General features: G+C 46.3%; 13 protein-coding genes. 11 read left to right on the forward strand and 2 right to left on the reverse strand.

The features are described from left to right. The first annotated feature begins 199 nt into the window (after positions 1–199). The 7 genes from RH949_RS32570 (at position 200) to RH949_RS32600 (ending at position 13474) form a co-directional block, all read left to right on the forward strand. On the forward strand, positions 200–1453 hold the full coding sequence (locus RH949_RS32570; protein WP_006102951.1) for an RNA-guided endonuclease InsQ/TnpB family protein: 1254 nt from the start codon (positions 200–202) through the stop codon (positions 1451–1453). Between the two features lie 347 nt (positions 1454–1800). Beyond that, positions 1801–3723: a transglycosylase domain-containing protein gene (locus tag RH949_RS32575; RefSeq protein ID WP_006102931.1), complete on the forward strand. Its 1923-nt coding sequence runs from the start codon at positions 1801–1803 to the stop codon at positions 3721–3723. Between the two features lie 274 nt (positions 3724–3997). Continuing rightward, positions 3998–6979, forward strand: a complete 2982-nt coding sequence (locus RH949_RS32580) for a glycerol-3-phosphate acyltransferase (RefSeq protein WP_446359058.1) — start codon at positions 3998–4000, stop codon at positions 6977–6979. Between the two features lie 138 nt (positions 6980–7117). Then, positions 7118–7474, forward strand: a complete 357-nt coding sequence (locus RH949_RS32585; protein WP_446359060.1) for a CU044_2847 family protein — start codon at positions 7118–7120, stop codon at positions 7472–7474. Positions 7475–7894: 420 nt separating this feature from the next. Then, positions 7895–11167, forward strand: coding sequence for a HEAT repeat domain-containing protein (locus RH949_RS32590; protein ID WP_446359062.1), 3273 nt, complete (start codon positions 7895–7897; stop codon positions 11165–11167). 209 nt (positions 11168–11376) lie between these two features. Further along, positions 11377–11940: a Uma2 family endonuclease gene (locus RH949_RS32595; protein WP_446359064.1), complete on the forward strand. Its 564-nt coding sequence runs from the start codon at positions 11377–11379 to the stop codon at positions 11938–11940. Between the two features lie 1123 nt (positions 11941–13063). Beyond that, a complete protein-coding gene (locus RH949_RS32600; RefSeq protein ID WP_157453268.1) occupies positions 13064–13474 on the forward strand; it encodes a hypothetical protein in 411 nt (136 codons plus the stop codon). 362 nt (positions 13475–13836) lie between these two features. Here the strand turns inward: RH949_RS32600 and tftA are convergent, their stop codons facing one another. After that, on the reverse strand, positions 13837–16476 hold the full coding sequence (tftA, locus tag RH949_RS32605) for a hormogonium tapered terminus morphoprotein TftA (protein WP_446359067.1): 2640 nt from the start codon (positions 16474–16476) through the stop codon (positions 13837–13839). Between the two features lie 167 nt (positions 16477–16643). Here tftA and RH949_RS32610 point away from each other — a divergent pair, with 167 nt between their 5' ends. Together RH949_RS32610 and RH949_RS32615 are read left to right on the forward strand one after the other, a co-directional pair. After that, positions 16644–17273 (forward strand): CatB-related O-acetyltransferase, encoded by a 630-nt coding sequence (locus tag RH949_RS32610; RefSeq protein ID WP_446359069.1) that lies wholly within the window; start codon positions 16644–16646, stop codon positions 17271–17273. A gap of 266 nt (positions 17274–17539) precedes the next feature. Next, positions 17540–17707: a hypothetical protein gene (locus tag RH949_RS32615; RefSeq protein WP_446359071.1), complete on the forward strand. Its 168-nt coding sequence runs from the start codon at positions 17540–17542 to the stop codon at positions 17705–17707. 133 nt (positions 17708–17840) lie between these two features. Here RH949_RS32615 and RH949_RS32620 read toward each other — a convergent pair whose 3' ends face one another. Then, the gene (locus RH949_RS32620; RefSeq protein ID WP_446359073.1) at positions 17841–18221 is read right to left on the reverse strand and encodes a hypothetical protein; all 381 of its coding nucleotides are present in this window, start codon (positions 18219–18221) and stop codon (positions 17841–17843) included. Between the two features lie 212 nt (positions 18222–18433). Between RH949_RS32620 and RH949_RS32625 the strand changes: the two genes are divergently transcribed. Then, entirely contained in the window at positions 18434–19627 is a 1194-nt protein-coding gene (locus tag RH949_RS32625; RefSeq protein ID WP_446359075.1) for an ATP-binding protein, read from the forward strand. Then, positions 19624–20688: a ParA family protein gene (locus RH949_RS32630; protein ID WP_446359077.1), complete on the forward strand. Its 1065-nt coding sequence runs from the start codon at positions 19624–19626 to the stop codon at positions 20686–20688. Before RH949_RS32625 ends, RH949_RS32630 begins: the two co-directional genes overlap by 4 nt. Positions 20689–20914: the final 226 nt, after the last annotated feature.

Consider the following 20914-nt stretch of genomic DNA (forward strand, 5'->3'; position numbering starts at 1 on the left):
TTATACCAACGGGGGTTACAGACGCGATGAAAGAAGCGTCTGTACAAATGGAAGTGCTACGGGTATCGAACCCTTGCACTTCCCGCTCTCCCCCTACCCCTTACTTCGTTGAAGGGGTAGCCCCTCGCGATTCGGGTGGGATTCAATATCCCCGAAATTAATATTTACCACTTCAATGATAATGTGGTAGAACCTACCTATGATTCTAAACCACACCTACCGCCTATATCCTGATAACCAACAAGCCCAACTTCTAAATGAGTGGTTGGAAACATTGCGGGTGTCCTACAACTATGCGTTGCGGGAACTCAAAGACTGGATTGCTTCTCGCAAGTGTCCAATGGATAGGTGTAGTTTGGAGTCTGAGTATATCATGAGTGCCGATTATCCCTTTCCTAGCTACCACCAACAACAAAACAATCTACCTAAAGCTAAGAAGGAATTTCCACGACTTAAATCTGTTCCCTCCCAAGTCTTGCAGACTAACATTAGAAGGTTGCATGATGCTTGGGACTTCTTTAGGGAGAGGGGTTATGGATTCCCCCGCTTCAAGAAAGTGGGACAAATGAAGTCGATGTTATTCCCACAATTCAAGACAAACCCAGTTACAGGTTGGCACATCCAACTTCCCAAATTAGGGAAAGTGGAAATCAACTTGCATCGACCTATCCCTGACGGATTTGTGGTTAGGCAAGTACGGGTAGTCAAAAAGGCAATGGGATGGTTTGCAGTAATCACTCTGTACTCAGATCTGGAAATTCCAGATCCTTCACCTCATGGTCACGCCATTGGGGTAGATGTGGGGTTGCTTTCCTATCTGGCTACCAGTGATGGATTTGTCGAACCTGGACGTAAATTCTTCAAAACCGAACAAAGGCGGCTGAAAGTGCTACAACGTCGGTTAGCGAAGAAAAAAAAGCGTTCCAAGAATTACGAGAAAGCCAGGAAGAAGGTAGAGTTGCAGCACAATCACATCGCACTCAAGCGGAAGGATTACCAGTATAAACTTGCCCATAAGCTTTGTGACATGGCGGATACTATCTTTGTTGAAGACATAGATTTCCGAATCATGGCAAAGGGTTTTCTGGGTAAGCAGACGATTGATGCTGGTTTTGGGCAGTTTCGCTCTATCCTCAAGTTGGTCGGTAAGAAGCGAGGAGTATTTGTGGGCGAAGTAGATTGCAGAGGGACTTCCCAGACTTGCCCGAATTGCCGAATCACGGTCAGGAAAGAACTCTCTGAGCGAATACATTCTTGTCCTGAATGCAAATACGAGGTAGATCGCGATATTGCTTCAGCTCAAGAAATCTGTAATCGAGGTATAGAAACGTATCCAGGGACTCTGGAAAAGCAAGAAATTGGCTCTCAAGTTGAGGTGTCGGGGGCTATGTGCCTAGATAACTGGCGTAGGGGAGCAATGCCCAATCGTGAGGTTGGGAAGCCCACAGCATAATCTCCGATTTGCTGTGGGAGGATGTCACGATTTACCGTTTTTTATGCCAATCCAGAATGGTAATGTTACCATTTTTGCAGCTAAAAGCCAAAATACTTAGGTTTGTTATCATGAACGATTATCTCAGGCTTAATATTAAGATCTAAGGGAGAACCCGTCCACTGATTCAACGCTGGGAGCAACGTCTACAGGGGTCAAGAATCGCCCAAACCGAATTGATCGCTAATCCTGACTTTGCCATAAATTTCTGTAATCATCTTATAGAAGGTATAGAACGTATTCCCCCTAAGGTTGCCTCCCACACAGCCATTCAGTATTTTTTTCTTGAGTGAGGAAGTAAAATCACAGTGTCGTCTAGTACCATCCAACAAAAACAACAAAGAGATAGTAAAAACGGATTGCCACCCGCTTTCCGATTCGTGCAAGGAGTCGCTCAGGTAACAGGCGGAACCATTCTCGGCATTACAATGCTAACTAGCTCGGTTGTGGCTGGTGGGCTGGTGGGCTTGGCGACAAGCTTCCGCAATCTTCCCGATGTGAGAGTCCTCAGGGGCTATGTTCCCACCGAAACGACCTACATCTACGATATCAAGGGGAAGCACCTGGCTAGCCTGCATGATGAAGCCAACCGAGAGGTGGTTAAGTTAGAAAACATTAACCCCAATCTCAAACGAGCAGTGATTGCCATGGAAGATAGCCACTTCTATATCCACCATGGCGTTAACCCCAACAGTGTCGGTCGAGCCTTTTTAGCCAACTGGGAGAAGGGGGCTGTGGTAGAAGGCGGTTCTACCTTGACGATGCAGCTGGTGAAAAACTTGTTTCTGTCGCGGGAGAGGAAGTTCTCGCGTAAAATTGCCGAGGCAGTTATGGCAATCCGGCTGGAGCAAATCTTCACCAAAGATCAGATATTAGAAATGTATCTGAATCAGATCTATTGGGGTCATAACAATTATGGCATCCAAACTGCCTCGGAGAGCTACTTCGCCAAGCCCGCCACCGATTTAACCTTGGCAGAATCAGCCATGCTGGCTGGATTAATTCAGTCTCCCGAAGAATATAGTCCCTTTGTCAACTATCCCTTAGCCAAAAAACGGCAAGCAATTGTCCTGGAACGGATGCGGGAATTGGGATGGATTACGGCTGTGGAGAAAAAAGAGGCATTAGCTCAACCATTGGGTGTAGGTAAGCCCACTTCCTGGCAAACCAGCCAGCTTCCCTACATCACCGAAGCTGTCGTGGCAGAGTTGAATGAGCGATTTGGTCGCGATGCGGTTCTCAAAGGCGGGATGCGCGTCCAAACTACGGTGGATTACAATTTCCAGCGCATGGCGGAAAACACCATCGCTCGCGCTCACAGTAATTTGCGCCGTCGAGGGTTATATGCTGACCAAGTAGCACTAGCCGCCGTTGATCCGCGCACCCATTATGTCAAAGCCTTGGTTGGGGGGATTGGATACGAAAAGAGCCAATTTAACCGAGCGATTCAATCTCGCCGTCAACCGGGTTCAGCGTTTAAACCTTTTGTTTACTACACGGCGTTTGCCAGTGGTAAATATACGCCTTATTCCACGGTGATGGATACCCCCGTCAGTTACCGGGATGGGAGTGGCTGGTATTCGCCGAGAAACTATGGTGGTGGTTTCGGTGGGGCGATGAGTATTCGGAGTGCGTTAGTGCAGTCGCGAAATGTGCCAGCGGTTAAGCTTGGCAGAGCGGTTGGGTTAGATAAAGTAATTGAAGTATGTCGCACCCTAGGGATTAAAAGCCCGATGGAACCCGTAACCTCCTTACCCCTCGGTGCAATTGGGGTGACGCCTTTGGAAATGGCGGGGGCTTATGCCACCTTTGCTAATACGGGTTGGCATTCTGATCCCACGATCATTGTCCGGGTAACCGATAGTATGGGCAATGTGTTATTAGACAATACCCCGAAACCCCGTCTCGTGCTTGATCCCTGGGCAACGGCGTCACTGAATGCTGTTCTCCAAGGGGTGATTCAAGGTGGAACCGGAACCGCTGCTCAAATAGGACGCCCAGCGGCTGGGAAGACGGGAACAACCAGTTCAGAACGGGATGTCTGGTTCGTCGGCTATGTACCACAATTAGCGACGGCGGTTTGGATTGGTAATGATAACTACAGACCTTTAGGGGGTGGAGCGACAGGGGGTGGATTTGCAGCACCGATTTGGCGCGACTTTATGAGTCAGGCGTTGAAAGGTGAGCCAGTACGCTACTTTGAACCGGCGTCTAAGTATCCTAGTCCTTAAAACACTGATTTCACGGATTTATTGGACAGATGGCGGTAGGGGGTGAGAGGTTAGTCACACGGATTACACGGATAGGTTAGTTCTCTATCAACAGGTTAGAAATACCGTAGGGTGGGTTTCGACTTCGCTCAACCCACCCGACTTCGCTCAACCCACCCGACTTCGCTCAACCCACCAGCCTTAAATCAGTGGCATTCTACTTACTTACCAGCCGAACATCTCATCTCCTCCGTCTTCCTTGTAGGATCAAGGAAATCTCAGTAACAAATGTCCCATGACGCTAACACAGGTTTGGGGTGCTTTACTCATTTTTGTCCTCTGTCCCCTGCTAGGTGGACTTCCCCTGATTTCCTGGATTACCTACTTATTCACTAGACGCCAACTCTCTCAAGTCGGTACGGGTAATGTATCTGTATCGGCGGCGTTCTACCACGGTGGACGTTGGGTGGGGATCTTAGCTGTACTATCAGAAGCCTTGAAGGGAATTGCGGCTGTCTTGCTGGCGCATTATTTCTTCCCCACAGAACCCGCCTGGGAAATCATTGCTCTGATTATGCTGGTAATGGGGCGCTACTGGATGGGCAAAGGTGCGGGAACCACAAATGTGGTCTGGGGATTTGTGGTACATGACTGGCGCGTCGCGTTATTGGTATTTTTAATTGGGGGCATAGGCTTTACTGTTATCCGCGATCGCACGACGGGACGCTATGGTGTTTTAGTCTTATTTCCCCTAATTTTGGCACTGTTACATCCTCATGATTCCGCTAGAATTATCAGTGCGATCGCGCTGAGTCTAATTATCGGTTGGATTTATCAGAAAATTCCCGATGACTTAGACCTTCCCACAGAACAGGCAAAATCAGAATCTAAATCAGTGTTTCGTTTTTTCCGAGGCGATAAAGCTATTATTCCGCTTGAACGCGAACTTGATCCCCAACAAGTTGGCTCAAAAGCGGCTACTTTATCCCAGCTTAAGCGCTGGGGTTATGCTGTACCACAGGGATGGATCTTACCACCAGGGGATGATATGCAACCCTTGGTCAAATATCTTCCTGTTTCTGAATCAGAACCCCTGGTTGTCCGTTCCTCGGCGATTGGGGAAGATGCGGAACTCTCTTCATCCGCCGGACAATATCAAACGGTTTTACAGGTAACCAGCCGCCCCGCTTTAAAAGAAGCGATTACCCAAGTTTTAGCCTCGTATCATCACCCCGCCGCCAGAGGGTATCGCCGTAACCGGGATTTACCCGACACGGCGATGGCTGTCTTAATTCAAAAACAAATCCAAGGGGTATTTTCCGGTGTCGCCTTTAGTCGTGACCCCATGCAGCAACAACCAAACACCGTAGTCCTCGAAGGATTACCCGGAGATGCCTCCCAAATTGTATCCGGTCAAGTCACCCCAGAACAGTATCGGGTATTTTTCCAGCAACCCCAGCTTGTAGGGGCGGGTTTAACCGATAACCTTGAGGACAAAACCGATAACTCGACGAAACCCGCCCCACTTGATCAACAGGAGAATGGAGATAATCGTTCCCCATCGGTTGAAATTGAAGGAGAGGGGGATTTACCCCCAGCGTTAATCCAAGAGGTGGCTACTTTAGCGCGGGAATTGGAAGACCGCTATCATGGGATTCCCCAAGATATTGAATGGACTTATGACGGTCAGCAGTTATGGCTACTACAAACGCGACCAATTACCAATCTACAACCCATCTGGACGCGCAAGATTGCCGCAGAGGTGATTCCCGGACTGATTCGACCCCTCACTTGGTCAATTAATCGTCCCCTCACCTGTGGTGTTTGGGGGAAAATTTTTACCATCGTCTTAAAAGAACGATCGCAGGGATTGGAGTTTAATCAAACTGCTACACTGCATTATTCTCGCGCCTATTTTAATGCCACATTGTTAGGTGATATTTTCCGGCGCATGGGTTTACCGCCAGAAAGTTTAGAGTTTCTAACCAGGGGAGCGAAATTTTCTAAACCCCCCCTGAAATCCACGCTGCGGAACCTTCCCGGATTATTGCGGCTGTTAGGTCGGGAATGGAATTTAGATCAGGATTTTGAGCAAGATTATCACCACCATTTTGCTCCGGTTTTAAGTCAACTGCAAGAGCAATCGGTTTCAGAATTATCAGACGCCGAAATTCTGGAACGAGTGAACCAGATACTATCGGAATTACAACGAGCCACGTATTATAGCATTCTGGCTCCTTTAAGCCTCTCCCTGCGACAAGCATTGCTCAAGGTAAAGGATGAAGAATTAGATAGTAGCCAAACTCCAGAAATTGCCAGTTTGCGATCGCTCGCCCAATTAGCTGATGATACCCGCCATTTATTAAGTCCCAAACAAATTAATTGTGATAATCACGCTTCTGTATTTACCACCTTGTCGGAAATTCCCGATGCTCAAAGTGTTTTAGAACAATTCGACCAATTTCTGGCACAATATGGTTATCTCAGCGATGTCGCCACAGATATTGCCGTTCCCAGATGGAAAGAAGATCCGCGACCGATACGCCAACTCTTTGCCCAGTTTTTATGTGATCCTCCCCCAGCAACTAAACCGCCCAAGCGTCAGCGCTGGAAAGCGGAAGTGGTACAAGCGCGGTTGAATTTAAAAGGGCGAGTGACTGAAGTCTATTCCAAATTTTTAGCCGACTTGCGTTGGAGTTTTGTCGCCTTAGAAAAGCGGTGGTTAGAATCCGGTTTACTCTCTGAAGCTGGGGATATTTTCTTCTTAGAATTTGCGGAGATTCAGCGTCTAATCGCTGAAACCGATCAGGTGTTGCGAGAGGAACTTCCCAGATTGATTAACTATCGGCGATCGCAGTTAGATGAGCATCGTCAATTACGCAGTGTTCCGCCTCTATTCTATGGTAATCCTCCCGCCGTTTCATTTCTGATGCAAACCCAATCGGAACCCGCTCAACAGCGTCTTGTCGGGATTGGCGCAAGTGCGGGACAAGTGGAAGGTTTGGTGAGGGTTTTAAGTAATTTACAATCGGTTCCAGACATTGACCGTCAAACGATTCTGGTTGTCCCCTACACCGATTCCGGCTGGGCACCCCTATTGGCGCGTGCAGGCGGCTTAATTGCTGAGGTTGGCGGGCGGCTATCCCACGGCGCGATCGTGGCGCGGGAATATGGGATTCCGGCGGTGATGGATATTCATAACGCGACTCAGATGTTCCGCAATGGTCAACGGGTAAGAATTGATGGGCGATCGGGTATTGTGGAGGTTTTGGAGTGAGTAAAATTATCAATTAGATTGAATAAAGATGGGTCTTCCGTTTTGTATCTGTAGGCTAGCAGGGGAGATGTAAGCTATTTCTTTATTTCTGTTTTCTTGCACTCTCTTACATTCATGAGTTAAAGGAGATATTTAATTATGACCACTAGAATAACAGAAGTTATGGGCGATGATGGCGAAACCATTTATATCCAATATGATGAGGAAGACAGTGATACACTGCAAGCCGTTAGCAGTATTGATGATATTCAAGAGAGAACGAATAAATTAAAACGAACCATGAAGAGTACAGTCAAGAGTTACTCCAAACTGGTACTCGACAGTGTCAAACAAGGACTCACCGATAACCTAGCACCCAGTAAAGTCGCCTTAGAATTTGGCTTACAAGCTGGGGGAGAAACCGGAATCCCCTTTGTCACCAAAGGAACCGCCCAAGCCAATGTCAAAGTCACAATTGAATGGGACTTAACTCAAAAAACTCCACCCAATTCGTAGTTTGTAGTAATGGCTTTAGCCTATCAAACCCCAAGAACCCAACCAAATCGTTTCGCCATAAATACTTTAAGTGTTTGTAGTAAGAGATTTAGCCTATCAAACCATAAGCCAGGTACTTAGCCAAAACACCGTACAAAAACATCGTCTATGATGAAATAAGATAACTCCCCCATACCTAACCATTCACCGGAAAACACAAAACCTGTGAATCAGGGCGGGTTTAATTACATCAGGGTACAACCAAAAAGATAATAGTAAAACCCGCCCCTACCCATTGACGCGCTTAAGCTGTCATGAATTTAAATTAGGTATTAGTAGCGAGCAAGATGCCTGCACTACAAGGATTGCGCCATTATTGATATTAAGGTTTAAATACCGAAAAGCTTATCCCATAAAACGTCAACCCCATCCCAGTTTAAGATGAGTTACTATGGTCTTGACCAACTCCGGGAATCCATGGTGAAAATCCTGAATCCCGCTAAAGGAGAAACCGCAGGTTCAGGTTTCATCATTCGGGCTGATGGTTACTTAGTCACTTGTCACCATGTTATTTATCTACTCGATCGCCTCATAGTAGAATATCAGGGACAGGAATACGAGGCGCAATGGTGCGAAGCCTTATCCAATCCTGATGTTGATATTGCCATTCTCAAAATTAATATTGAAAACGCCCCCGCCGTACCGATTATTAATCCGCAACAGTTATCCACCTCAGTAACCGTTTATGGATTTCCGCCCTCGCAACAGAAATATTTTCCCGAAGGAATTAACTTTTCCGCCCCAACTATTCGCCCCAGTTCGCCTGTTAAAATTCTACCCACCTATCGCATCCCAACCGTAACTGCCACAAACCCTTGGAATCGATTACCCCAAAAACAGTCTACCTTTCTCTCTCATCGAATTGATGCCAAAGTCGAGTCAGGAACTAGCGGTGGCGCTGTTTTTGCTGAAGACTTGGGCGGTGTGGTAGGCGTGATTCAGTGTAGTAAACGGGATGAAAGTTATCTGATTCGCTGGGACAATTGTTTAGAGAGTTTAGATGCACTGGGGTTAGAACCAGAGAAAAATGCCGTTTGTCAATTTCTGGAGGCGATTGAAAATGATCAACGATTTAAATCCATTGGCTTTTTCCACACGCCGCAAAACGTTGTATTGCAAGAGCAATATATTCCCATTCAAGTTACGCTGGAACGGAAATATAAGCATGAAGTAGAAACAACGTGGGGATATGGGGAATCTGAGGTAGAAATTAAACAGGTTTATGCGCTAAAAGGTGGATTTGAAGAGGTTGAAGAAGTTGAAGAGGTTGAGGAATCGCGACAAACTCAGGTGGATTGGCAAGAAGCGAAAAAAGATCATTCAAGAGTAATGGTTTTGGCTGATCCGGGGATGGGAAAGTCTACATTATTAAAAATGGAGGCGGGATTAATCGCTAAACAAGAGAGGGAAAACCTAACCCCCCAGATTTCTTGCCAATTAGATTCCTCTTCCGTTACCTTGACAGATCCCCCTTCCGTCCCCCTTAAAAAGGGGGAAACTAAAGAAGGCTTCGCTTTTGATTCCATGGGGGAAACTAAAGAAGGCGGCGCTGATGTTGTACAGAACGGAGAACCAGATCTTTCGCATATAACCCCCCTTTTGAAGGGGGGTAGGGGGGATCAAAAAGCCTTGGCTGAGAGTTCAAATGTAGCCTTAAATAAGGTAGTAAATGGAAAAATAGACAATGTAATATTCCCCCTATTCTTGCGCCTATCCGATTTAGATGAAACCCCCGAAGAAATCATTGATTCAATCCCTCAACTGATCCAGCGAGATTATCCGAAAAACTATCCGGCTATCGACACCCTACTCAAAGACAAATTAGAGAACGGCAAATGTTACTTACTCTTAGATGCCTTAGATGAAGTCCCCAAAGAAAATCGGACTCGTTTAGCCGAAAAGCTGAACCGATTTGCCCGCAATTATAACTGTCCGATGATTTGCACCTCTCGCATTGTTGGCTATGGCGGTGCTTTTTTGTCCGAGGCGAAAGACGTAGAAATTGTCCCCTTTACTCAAAAGCAAACCGAAGCCTATATTCAAACCTGGTTTAAAAATGCGGCGGGTTATCTAGAGGATGATTCTGTCTCAGCCGAGGGATTGATTGAAGAACTGCGCCATAAACCTCAAATTAGTGGATTAGCTCAAAATCCCTTATTGTTATCGTTACTTTGTAGTTTATATCAAGTCAAAGGATTGACGCTTCCAGCACGGCGAACTCAGGTGTATGGTAAAGCCGTGGATTATATGTTGGGAAAATGGGGAGTTGACAATCATCGACAATCGGTTAATCAGGCGCGAGTATCCGCTAAAAAAGAGCTTTTGCAGGAACTGGCTTATCAATTGAGTGCTGAGGGCAAGGAAATTTTTTCCATAGACGAACTTAGGAGTAAGATAGAAAACTATCTGAGAAGTGAGCAGGTGTGTAGCGATTTTAAAACGCTGAGTGCGGCGAGTTTGATTGAGGAGTTGTCAGAAAACGATGGTATTATTCAACTATTGGATAGAGGGGGCGATCGCTATCTTTTTCTCCACCGCACGTTTCAGGAGTATTTGACAGCAGCGTATTTGAGTCGAGTTGAGAATGGGGTGGCGTTAGCGCGGCAGCATTTTTGGGACTATGACTGGCATGAAACCCTAAGTTTGCTGGCGGGATTGATGGATGATCCGATTCCTTTGTTGCAAGCGATTACGAAGGAAAAGGATGATATTTTTAAGACGCTTTTACTGTTAGCGGGGCGATGTCTGGCGGAATGTTCTGAATTTTCTCACCCTTTGGTTACTAAGGTAATTGATAGACTCTACAAGTTTTGGCTGTCTTACCCAAGGGTTGGGTTTATCACCTCTACGCTTGTGGTACTGAGTCAGGTGAATTCGCAGATGGTTCAGAGGTGGCAAGCTGCCCTCAATGATTCCGATAGTTACGTGAGAAGGAAAGCAGCAAATGCTTTGGCTGAGATAGGCAATCCTCAAGCTGTCGAGATTTTAATCGCTGCCCTCAATGATTCACGTGGAATCGTGCGATTATATATGAAAGTGGGTAAGATAGGAGATGCCAAAGCTGTGAATGGTTTATTTGCTGCCCTCCATGATTCCGATCGTTACGTGAGATGGAAGGTAGCAGAGGCTTTGGCTGAGATAGGCAATCCTCAAGCTGTCGAGGGTTTAATCGCTGCCCTCAATGATTCCGATCGTTACGTGAGATGGAAGGTAGCAGAGGCTTTGGGTAAGATAGGAGATGCCAAAGCTGTGGATGGTTTAATTGCTGCCCTCAATGATTCTGATAGTGACGTAAGAAGGAATGCAGCAGAGGCTTTGGGTGAGATAGGGAATGCTAAAGCTGTCAATGGTTTAATCGCTGCCCTCAATCATTCCGATTTTTCCGTGAGAATGGATGCAGCAGACGCTTTGGGTAAAATAGGCAATGCAGAAATCTTGAAAAAGCTAATTAAGTTCCTCTATATCAACATCTATCGTGATGACATATTCCCCCTAGCACGAACATTAGCCGTTCGATTCAGCAAGGAAAATCTGCCGTTTATTCCCGTCTATCCTAAGTTGGTTCGCTTTAGCTATTCACCTATATTGGCAACAGTGAAGCGTCATTGGCGAGAGCAAAAACAAAAGGCAAGGAAAAAGCGTTTAACGAGGTGATTAGTTCAGGATACAATTGTGAACTGGGGGAGGGCGGGTTTTGTACAACAGTTATCAGTTACATCCCACAAGTTAGTCCCTAAACCCGCCCCTACAGATTGTTTGTGCAATGACGCGATACAATAGACAATCTTTTGAAGACGATATTACAGCATTCTGTCAAGTCCAAGAAACACTGGGATTAACCGGGAAGGAGGCGACTCGCAACGATGACAACGACTCTAGATCAAACCATTACCTTAGCCGAATTCCTCAACCTGCCAGAGACAAAACCTGCCAGTGAATTTATTAATGGTCGCATCTACCAAAAACCAATGCCCCAAGGCAAACACTCTCGCCTAAAGTGTCAACTGTGCAATCGGATAAACCACGTCGCTGAAGAGTCGCAAATTGCCCTGGCTTTTCATGAACTGCGTTGCACCTTTGGCGGGCGTTCAATTGTTCCTGATGTTACCGTATTTCAATGGCAACGAATACCCATTGATACTAACGGTGAAATCGAAAATGTATTCGCACTTTCTCCCGATTGGACTATTGAAATTCTCTCCCCTGATCAGAATGCCACAAAGGTGATCAGAAATATCCTCCATTGCCTGAGACAGGGTACTCAGTTAGGATGGTTTATTGACCCGGATGAGCGATTAATTCTGGTATTCTTGCCGGGAGAACAACCCCTGGAGATGACAGGTGATGATCTCTTACAGATACCTGAATTTTTGGACTTAAATCTAACCGTCGCTCAGGTATTTGCTTGGTTAAAAGCTGGAAAATAATATCCTCACGCTACAGTTAAGTTAAGGTGAACGTCCTGGTTTCGTAGTAGGCACGAAGCGTGCCAGAAGCGCTAAAGCGCTGACTACAAACTCTGATTTGTTCGCCACGCGATCGCACGGCTGGGGAAGGGCGGGTTTTGTAGAATAGTTAGCGGTTACATGCCAAAGGTTTATGACTAAACCCGCCCCTACAGGTTATGTGGATGAGGGCGCGATCGCACGGCTGGGGAAGGGCGGGTTTTGTAGAATAGTTAGCGGTTACATGCCAAAGGTTAGTCCCTAAACCCGCCCCTACAGGTTGTGTGGAGGAGGGCGCGATCGCACGGCTGGGGAAGGGCGGGTTTTGTATAACAGTTATCGGTTACATGCCAAAGGTTTATGACTAAACCCGCCCCTACAGGTTATGTGGATGAGCGATCGCACGGCTGGGGGAGGGCGGGTTTTGTACAATAGTTAGCGGTTACATGCCAAAAGTTTATCCCTAAACCCGCCCCTACAGGTTGTATGGATGAGGGCGCGATCGCACGGCTGGGGAAGGGCGGGTTTTGTATAACAGTTATCGGTTACATGCCAAAGGTTTATCCCTAAACCCGCCCCTACAGGTTATGTGGATGAGGGCGCGATCGCACGGCTGGGGAAGGGCGGGTTTTGTATAATAGTTAGCGGTTACATGCCAAAGGTTTATCCCTAAACCCGCCCCTACGGGTTATGTGGATGAGGGCGCGATCGCAGGATGACTTGCCTTTGGATAGATACGCTAGATTCAATGCATTGCTAAAGTTTAAAATTAAGTCAGTTTAAGCTGTTCGGTACTTAAACCTTAATGTCAATAATGGCGAAATCCTTGTAGTGCGTTTAGCGAAGCCATGCCGCAGGCTTTGCATCTTGCTCGCTACTAATACCCAATTTAAATGCATGACAGCTTATCTCATGGGAAACAAGCAAAAGCTTTCCCAAAATTGTATTTAATAATACAAAAAATCGGTGAAATCAGCTAAGCATTTGCCGGATCATCAATTAGAATACTCGTCCACAATTTTTTCCCCAAATGCTTCACCGCTACTGAATCAACTGACGGGGTGTATCTACCCAAACCAACCATTCAACTCTGAGGACAAAGGTAATGATGCGTAAAATAATCATCCCTTTAGGCGCTGGCGTACTTGTCGCTGGCTTGACACCAACCGTCGGCGCTATGCCCATTGAACCCTCTCAACCCGACAACGCCACCCTATCTGGTGAGTCGCTACAGGGACTCGATAGTCGTAGCCTAAACGATAACGCCACATTTTTTCCTCAAGCTTCATCCAGATTTCAACCTGAATCTGTCGCATTACCTGATAATGAATCAGAGAATGAAACTCCCGCCATCTCGTTATTTGGCATAAAATTATCGGCTGAAGAATCGCCGTCTGATTCCGACGATTACCCATCTACTTATTTAGAATTAAGCGATTTGGAGGTTTCGGCGGGTGGATCATCCCTGGATAGTGAGCAAGTGGTGAACGTGAAGTATCGACTTCTTTCGCCTTAAATTTTGTACAAGGATTGAGGAAATGTAGAGATGCTTCTAGCATCCTGTCTGTAGGGGCGGGTTTCACTATTATCGTTTCTTTTTTACCCAGATGTGACAAAACCCGCCCCGACCGAATGTTACAGTTCAAAATTTCCCCCCTCATCCCCTAACCCCTTCTCCCACCGTGGGGAGAAGGGGAACCAGATTCTCTTACTCCCCTCTCCCGTGCAAAAAAAGCGAAGCAACATCTGCTCTCCCCATTTTGAAGGGGGACGGAAGGGGGATCTAAAAGGGGGGAACGAGGGGGGTCAGAGAGGGGTTGAGCTTAAGTTGACACCAATGGCAAGTGGGTCGCCCCTACAGGGAAACCAAAGGTAACATTAAAGCCCACAAGGACTATCGCTACCGTTATTTTCCTTATGCGCTACCGTATGACTCAAACGCATAAAGAAGGATTGAGGTGTGTCTTCCACATCAGACACCACACCATGTAAACGCCGCACTAATGCCATAATCTTATTCCCATACTCCGGATCAGGACTCCAGCGCCGACTCAACTCATACACCGAAGGCGCACTCCCGCGTAAGACGAACTGGAACCGAGGACTGACAATGGGCGGATGTTCAATCGGTGCAGTCGTTCCATAGGCTTTGAGGTGCTGAATATGGGCTTTCACACCTGTGCGGATATCTGGGAAAAATGCACCCGCCGGATCACTATTGGCTGTCCCTAAACCGCCAAAGTTATTCTGTTCTGGTTGTAATAAACCACCAAAGCGTAAGAAATCGGTCACGAGACACATCTGACAAAAGGCAATGTCGTGATTGACATCTTCTTTTTCCGCTTCTTCAATGTAAATGGTATGGATGTCGGGGAACTGATCCAGGGCTTTGTCATTATTACTGGTGAGAAAGGCTTTTAAATCCGCTTCTGTGGCATTGCCAAACCAGATAATCTTGTCCGATTCATCCAAATCAGTTTGAGTGGCTGTATTTAGTAATACCGTTCGGGTATCACTATCCCAGCCGACAGAGATATTAAAAGGTTGGAGATCAACCGCTTTTACATACACGACATTGCCATAACTGATTTGGCGAATATCCGATTCCACAGTCAGATCAACACCTAAATTCTCTACCAGATCCGCCGGAATATAGGAATTCCCGTTGACGAGAAGCCCTTTTTCGTCATGGTCGTAGTTTTGAATTTTGATATTAATCAGTCGGAAATGGGGTGAAGTTTGATCCGATTTTGCCGTTTGACCACTCCATTGCAGCAAGCCATCCGCTAAACCTTGGGCAAAGCGATCGCGGTTTTCTTGAAGTAAGGTTAAGTCTTCGGGATTATCTAAGAAACAGAGATTGAAGATAATAGATGATGCCGCGACTTCACGACAAAACGGAAGCTGATTTTTGGCACTCAAGGTATCCGGTTTAACACCACGAGAGAGGGGTTTTCCGGGTAAACGCAGTTCGGGGACTTTCTCCAAGAATGCCTCTAAGACCAACTTAGCATCGTCCTTGCGGTCTTCGTTGCCATCAATATAATAGGCTTCAGTACCCCGAACTGAACCATTAAAGGCATTACCACCCAGTTCTATCGCCACATCCCCAGGCAGAACGCGATCGTTGATCCATTTGATTGTACCGCCCAGATCCAGATCATCGGGTACCGTCAGGAAATTAACCCCTCGGGACTGGAATTCCTGCACCAAGGCGTTACGAGTAAGAATCATTTCCTCGGCTTCCGTTGTCCCTAAAGCAACAACGCCGGGATCTTTCAGGTCATGACCCGCAGAAATAAAGATGCGCCCGACAGCCGTTGCGGGTGGAGGCGTGGGTTTAGAGGGTTCGGGTTCGGGTTCGGGTTCAGGTTCTGGAGTGGGTTTGGGTTCAGGTTCGGGCGGTGAAATAACCACAGGTGCGCCGAAAAATCCCAGTTGCACGAGAGTAGCCGGTCCCACCACACCATCGGTAATTAGGTTCCTTGCCTTTTGAAACAGCTTGACTGCTGCTTGAGTTCCTGGTCCAAACACGCCATCTACCCCAACATCAATTTTGGCATCTGCTAACGCTTGCTGGATTTTGCGGACATCTATACCATGCATGTATGGACTTGTCAACTTAATGATTTCAAAGCCCTGCCAGACTTCCCCAAAACCGCCGATAATACTCCGATTCAGTCGCCGTTCAGTGGCGGGTCCATAGCCCCCATCTTCGGCAATTCGATCCTGGGGATTGTATCGATTCCAAACCCGTTGGAACGCCCGTACCGCTAGGCTACGAATATCACGTCCGCCACGAATATAGTCGAAGTGAGGATAATCCCTCGGACCCAACCATCGCCAGCCATGTCGTTCTAGAAAGGGACGCCAGCCATCGGTATCTTGGATATCCAGCGCTAAACCACTTTGGTGATTACTGCGAGGTGGACGGGCGGCGAGTTGAATCCCACAGCGACGACCTCCCCGATAGTGATTGTAGAGGATAAGCTGTTGGGCAATGGTGCGATACGCCGAATTGATAGTTAGAGGAATCCCGCGATCGCGAATTGCCCGCCCCAGGGCGGCTTTAGCACCAGGCTGAAGGAAGGGCCACACAGCTTGTCCCAGACGCACATTCAAGTCTTCAAAACTGACCAGGGTGTCAGGTGTGATAAAGTTCATCTCATTAATCACCTGCTGATCCAGTCCCCGCACAACATGGGTGGAACAGGAACGCACATTAAACAGAACTTCGGTAGAACCAGGGGGAGACACTGGGGGTAGCACCACGGTTTCGCCGTCCCAAATCTGAATATGGTCGGTAAAGGCGTACCATGTATTCTTGTTGTTAAATCGGTCTGTGGCAAACGCCACCCGGATATGGTGAGGTTCTCCGTCCTTAGGGTCCCAACTGTGCAGTACTAACTCTGTCCCTTCCGTCAGACTATAAAGGTCTTCTGGGTTAGAGATTTGACTACTATCGACAGGTTGCTGTTTGAGGAGGGTATCTGCAAATATTTTAAGCGTTAAAGCCATTGGCTGTTCATTTAAAATGATTTAGAGTTATTTTAGTAATTTTACTACATGAGATGGGGGAACAGGGAACAGTAAGGACTTAACGATTGTTAACATTTCTGAGTGCAGCGGACAGAATTTATGTCCAGGGAATGATGTCCCTTCGCCAAAATCCCAAAGAGTTACTTATGATTCAAGGACCATCTCCCCGTAGCAAATATCCGTTAACTGACCAAACTCGGTTAGTTTTTTTAAATAATATTATCAATAATCCTAACATTATTGTTGGTGACTACACCTATTACGATGATTTCGAGAATCCAGAAAATTTTGAACGGAATGTTTTATATCACTTTGATTTTGTCGGTGATCAGCTACTAATTGGCAAATTTTGCGCGATTGCCTCAGATGTCAAGTTTATTATGAATGGGGGGAATCATCGCACCGATTGGTTTACTAATTATCCCTTTCCAATTTTTGGTTCCGGATGGGAAGTCGCCATGCCTGATAGCTGGCCCCACAAAGGGGATACGGTGATTGGGAATGATGTCTGGATAGGTTATGGCGCAACAATTATGCCTGGTGTTCATGTAGGGGATGGGGCAATTATCGCCACAGCATCAGTGGTGACTCGCCCGGTTGAACCTTATGCGATTGTGGGGGGAAATCCGGCGCAAGAAATCCGTAAGCGTTTTGACGATAAGGTGATTGAGGAACTTTTAGAGATTCAATGGTGGAACTGGGATATTGAGAAAATTACTCGTAATCTGAAAGCTATTTGTGGTTCAGATATACAGGCGTTACGGGAAGCTGCATGACTGGGTGCTAGTGAAGTGCGATCGCGTTTAATATTCTCCAGCTAATGAATAACAGATCAGTTTCAGGCTGTCAGCTATTGATCCAAAACTGGGTGTGACACCCCTCATCCCTAAAGGCGATTATAAGAGTAGTAGATGTACCGAATAGAGAGAGTTGCATGAGAGAGTGGCTCTCTTCTTTCTTTTGGGATGTCCGGGGTGTCGGCTTATGTAAACTAATGTAACAAGTATTTGACCGAAGCGCAAGGGTTGGGGAATTATTTGAGTTGACAAAAGACAGACATCAAAAGGTGCGATCGCGTCTTCATGGCAAAAGCGTCAACAGCAGTAACACCCGAACGAGACAGATACGGGAGTGGGTGCGATCGCGTCTTTCCCTGTCACTCACTCAAACCCTAATCCGACATATCTTGTGTCCAATCCTCCAGTGCTAAACCGGGAACTTGAGAGAAATCCCGTTGGTTGCGAGTAACCATCACCCCATTAACTGAAAGTGTTATGGCGGCAATTCTTATATCTTTTTGTAGTCTTTTTTTATTAAGTTTCTTATTTGCCTGCAATAGTTGTTTATAGCAACTGTAGGCAGCCCGATCCATCTATTGGATTACGTTCGGATCTAATATTTTCAGCAATTTCCGCAAAATCCGGGTCATCTTTAAATACTCCTGCGAACTTGCTCCAGGGATTTTCTGTTGTTTTCCTAGCTTCATTGTTCAGAGTTGTCCTTCCCATAGATACAACTTCCGATTCTAACTGTACACAACTTAATTTTACTCTAGGTAAATTCTCTTGATTCTCCGGTTCTACATCAGATTGATCCGAGTAAGGATAATGATTTTGGCAGTAGACTAAAAACCTAACAAATTGCCAGACATCTTGGAGTTGCTCTTCTGGGAGTGCTTCAATCTCCCTCAATAACTGTTGTTTTAGGCTAACAAGGGGTGTCATAGTGTTTCCCGTATTTACTACAATTCACATCCTTCTCTACCCATTGTATATTCATCTTCTCCATTTGGCTCAAATCCCGATATTCGGTTGACAAAGTAGTGGTGAAGACAGCGCCGACTCCGCAGGGGGAGACGATGTTAAAGCAGTATCTGCCAAAGACTACTACTATAGAAACAACGAGTTAAACTAAAAGTATTACCAAGGAGGGCTGAATGAATGATCAGGAGTTGGCAATTCTACTCAATGATCTGGAATCGGATCGGGTAGAACGTAAAGCTTCAATAGCTGACCGAAATATCATTCGTCAGGCTATTTGTGCTTTTGCCAATGACTTACCCAACCACCAGCAACCCGGAGTCCTGTTTATTGGCGTTAATGATGACGGAACTTGTGCAAACTTGCCAATTACTGACCAATTCCTGCTCACCCTATCCGATATACGATCCGATGGAAATATTCTGCCTTTTCCGTGCATGATTGTCCAGAAACGAACGATTAGTGGATGTGAATTAGTGGTTGTCATCGTAGAACCCTCTGATGATCCACCGGTGCGCTTCAATGGACGGATTTGGGTACGAGTGGGTCCGCGCCGAGCAACGGCTACACGACAAGAAGAGCGTCGTTTAGCGGAAAAAAGACGGGCAAAGGATTTACCTTTTGATATTCTCCCTCTACCATCGGCTAGCTTAGATGACCTAGATTTAGACTTATTTCGGCGCGTTTATTTACCTTCATCTTTAGCGATTGATATCCTAGAAGAAAATGAACGCTCTATTGAGCAACAACTCACCTCAATGCGCTTTGCCACAGTTGAACCCCAGCCCAAACCAACAGTATTGGGTGTCTTAGTCGTTGGTAGTGATCCACGACAATTTCTTCCGGGTGCCTATATTCAATTTCTGCGTATTGATGGCAGTGAATTAACAGATCCTATTAAAGATCAGAAGGAAATTGGCGGTTCACTTCCTGATTTACTCCGAATACTTGACGCAACGCTTCAAGCTCATATTTCCATAGCCACAGATATCACCGCCCAGCCTATTGAAATGCGACAGCCTGATTATCCCATTGTGGCGCTACAACAACTAACCAGAAATGCCGTGATGCACCGCATTTATGAAGGAACATACGCGCCAGTTCGGATTACCTGGTTTAATGATCGTATCGAGATTCAAAATCCTGGTGGTCCTTTTGGTCAAGTGACTAAGCAAAACTTTGGTCAGCCCGGTGTAACCGATTACCGCAATCCTCATTTAGCCGAAGCGATGAAGAACTTAGGTTATGTGCAGCGATTTGGAGTCGGAATTCAATTGGCACGCAAAGAACTACAAAAAAACGGTAATCCACCTCCAGAATTTGTCGTCGAAGACGCCCATCTGTTAGTCACACTTAAGAAAAAACCATGAATACAACTATTATTGCTTTTTTCAACAACAAAGGCGGTGTGGGTAAAACGTCATTAGTTTATCACTTAGCCTGGATGTATAAAGATATGGGGTTGCGAGTTGTTGCTGCCGATCTTGATCCTCAAGCTAACCTGACGGCTGCATTTCTGGACGAGGAGCGATTAGAAGAACTTTGGTTAGGCAATAGTGCTAATACAGTTTTTGATTGTATACAACCGCTTTTAAAAGGAACGGGTGATATTGATAATCCCTACCTGGAATTCATTGAAGAAGCTCAGTTATCGCTTTTTGGAGGAGACTTAGGGCTTTTGGTGGGAGACTTATATCTTTCTGGTTTTGAAGATGAGCTTTCAGCACAGTGGCCCAATTGTTTAGGTGGAGGGGGTCAAGAACGAGCGTTTCGCGTTATGTCTGCCTTCTGGAGAATTATGCAAAACGCCGCTTTAGCTCATAACGCTGATGTTATATTACTGGATCTTGGTCCTAATTTGGGGGCGATTAATCGGGCGGCGCTAATTTCAGCCGACTATGTAGTTGTTCCCCTTTCACCGGATTTATTTTCGTTGCAAGGTTTGCGTAATCTGGGTCCAACATTGCGGACATGGCGCGAAGAATGGCACGAGAGACTAACTAAAACAAGTTCTCCAGGAAAGAAGGGTTTAGCCACAGATTTACAGCTTCCTCAAGGCAAAATGCAGCCGATTGGATACGTTGTTTTGCAACATTCAGCCCGATTAGATCGTCCGGTGAAGGCGTATAATCGTTGGATTGCGCGTATTCCAACGGTTTATCATGAAGATGTATTAGATCAGCCGCTGACTGATAATATTTCTGTAGCTGATGATCGGCATTGTTTAGCCTTACTGAAAAACTATCAGAGTTTGATGCCCATGGCTCAGGAAGCCCGTAAGCCTATCTTTCACCTCAAACCGGCTGACGGGGCGATTGGCGCTCATACTTATGCGGTGAGGAATGTCTACCGAGAGTTTGAAAAATTGGCTCGCGCGATCGCACAACGAACAGGAGTAAAACAGTTACCAACACCCACCGCGCCTTTATAATGGCATAGCGTACCGAATTGGATGGATTATATTGTAGGAGCGTGCGCCCAGAAACTCCGTACAATTTATTCTCTACAATTGAATCAGGGCGGGTTTTGTTGTTCAGTTATGGGTGACAAGCTAGCTTGAATCCCTAAACCCGCCCCTACAATTTACTTGATCAACCCTCTAGTAGGGACACGATACAGCACTTTCCGCTCTTATGGGATACGTTTGATCCCCCTAA

The organism is Coleofasciculus sp. A1-SPW-01 (assembly GCF_040217205.1).
GTDB lineage: Bacteria > Cyanobacteriota > Cyanobacteriia > Cyanobacteriales > Coleofasciculaceae > Coleofasciculus > Coleofasciculus chthonoplastes_A.

Bases quoted from the DNA above. Each gene is read 5' to 3' on its own strand.
- RH949_RS32620 (WP_446359073.1), bottom strand. From the start codon at position 18,221: ATGACACCCCTTGTTAGCCTAAAACAACAGTTATTGAGGGAGATTGAA.
- RH949_RS32600 (WP_157453268.1), top strand. From the start codon at position 13,064: ATGATGCGTAAAATAATCATCCCTTTAGGCGCTGGCGTACTTGTCGCT.
- RH949_RS32570 (WP_006102951.1), top strand. From the start codon at position 200: ATGATTCTAAACCACACCTACCGCCTATATCCTGATAACCAACAAGCC.
- RH949_RS32610 (WP_446359069.1), top strand. From the start codon at position 16,644: ATGATTCAAGGACCATCTCCCCGTAGCAAATATCCGTTAACTGACCAA.
- tftA (WP_446359067.1), bottom strand. From the start codon at position 16,476: ATGGCTTTAACGCTTAAAATATTTGCAGATACCCTCCTCAAACAGCAA.
- RH949_RS32630 (WP_446359077.1), top strand. From the start codon at position 19,624: ATGAATACAACTATTATTGCTTTTTTCAACAACAAAGGCGGTGTGGGT.
- RH949_RS32625 (WP_446359075.1), top strand. From the start codon at position 18,434: ATGAATGATCAGGAGTTGGCAATTCTACTCAATGATCTGGAATCGGAT.
- RH949_RS32580 (WP_446359058.1), top strand. From the start codon at position 3,998: ATGACGCTAACACAGGTTTGGGGTGCTTTACTCATTTTTGTCCTCTGT.
- RH949_RS32590 (WP_446359062.1), top strand. From the start codon at position 7,895: ATGAGTTACTATGGTCTTGACCAACTCCGGGAATCCATGGTGAAAATC.
- RH949_RS32595 (WP_446359064.1), top strand. From the start codon at position 11,377: ATGACAACGACTCTAGATCAAACCATTACCTTAGCCGAATTCCTCAAC.
- RH949_RS32585 (WP_446359060.1), top strand. From the start codon at position 7,118: ATGACCACTAGAATAACAGAAGTTATGGGCGATGATGGCGAAACCATT.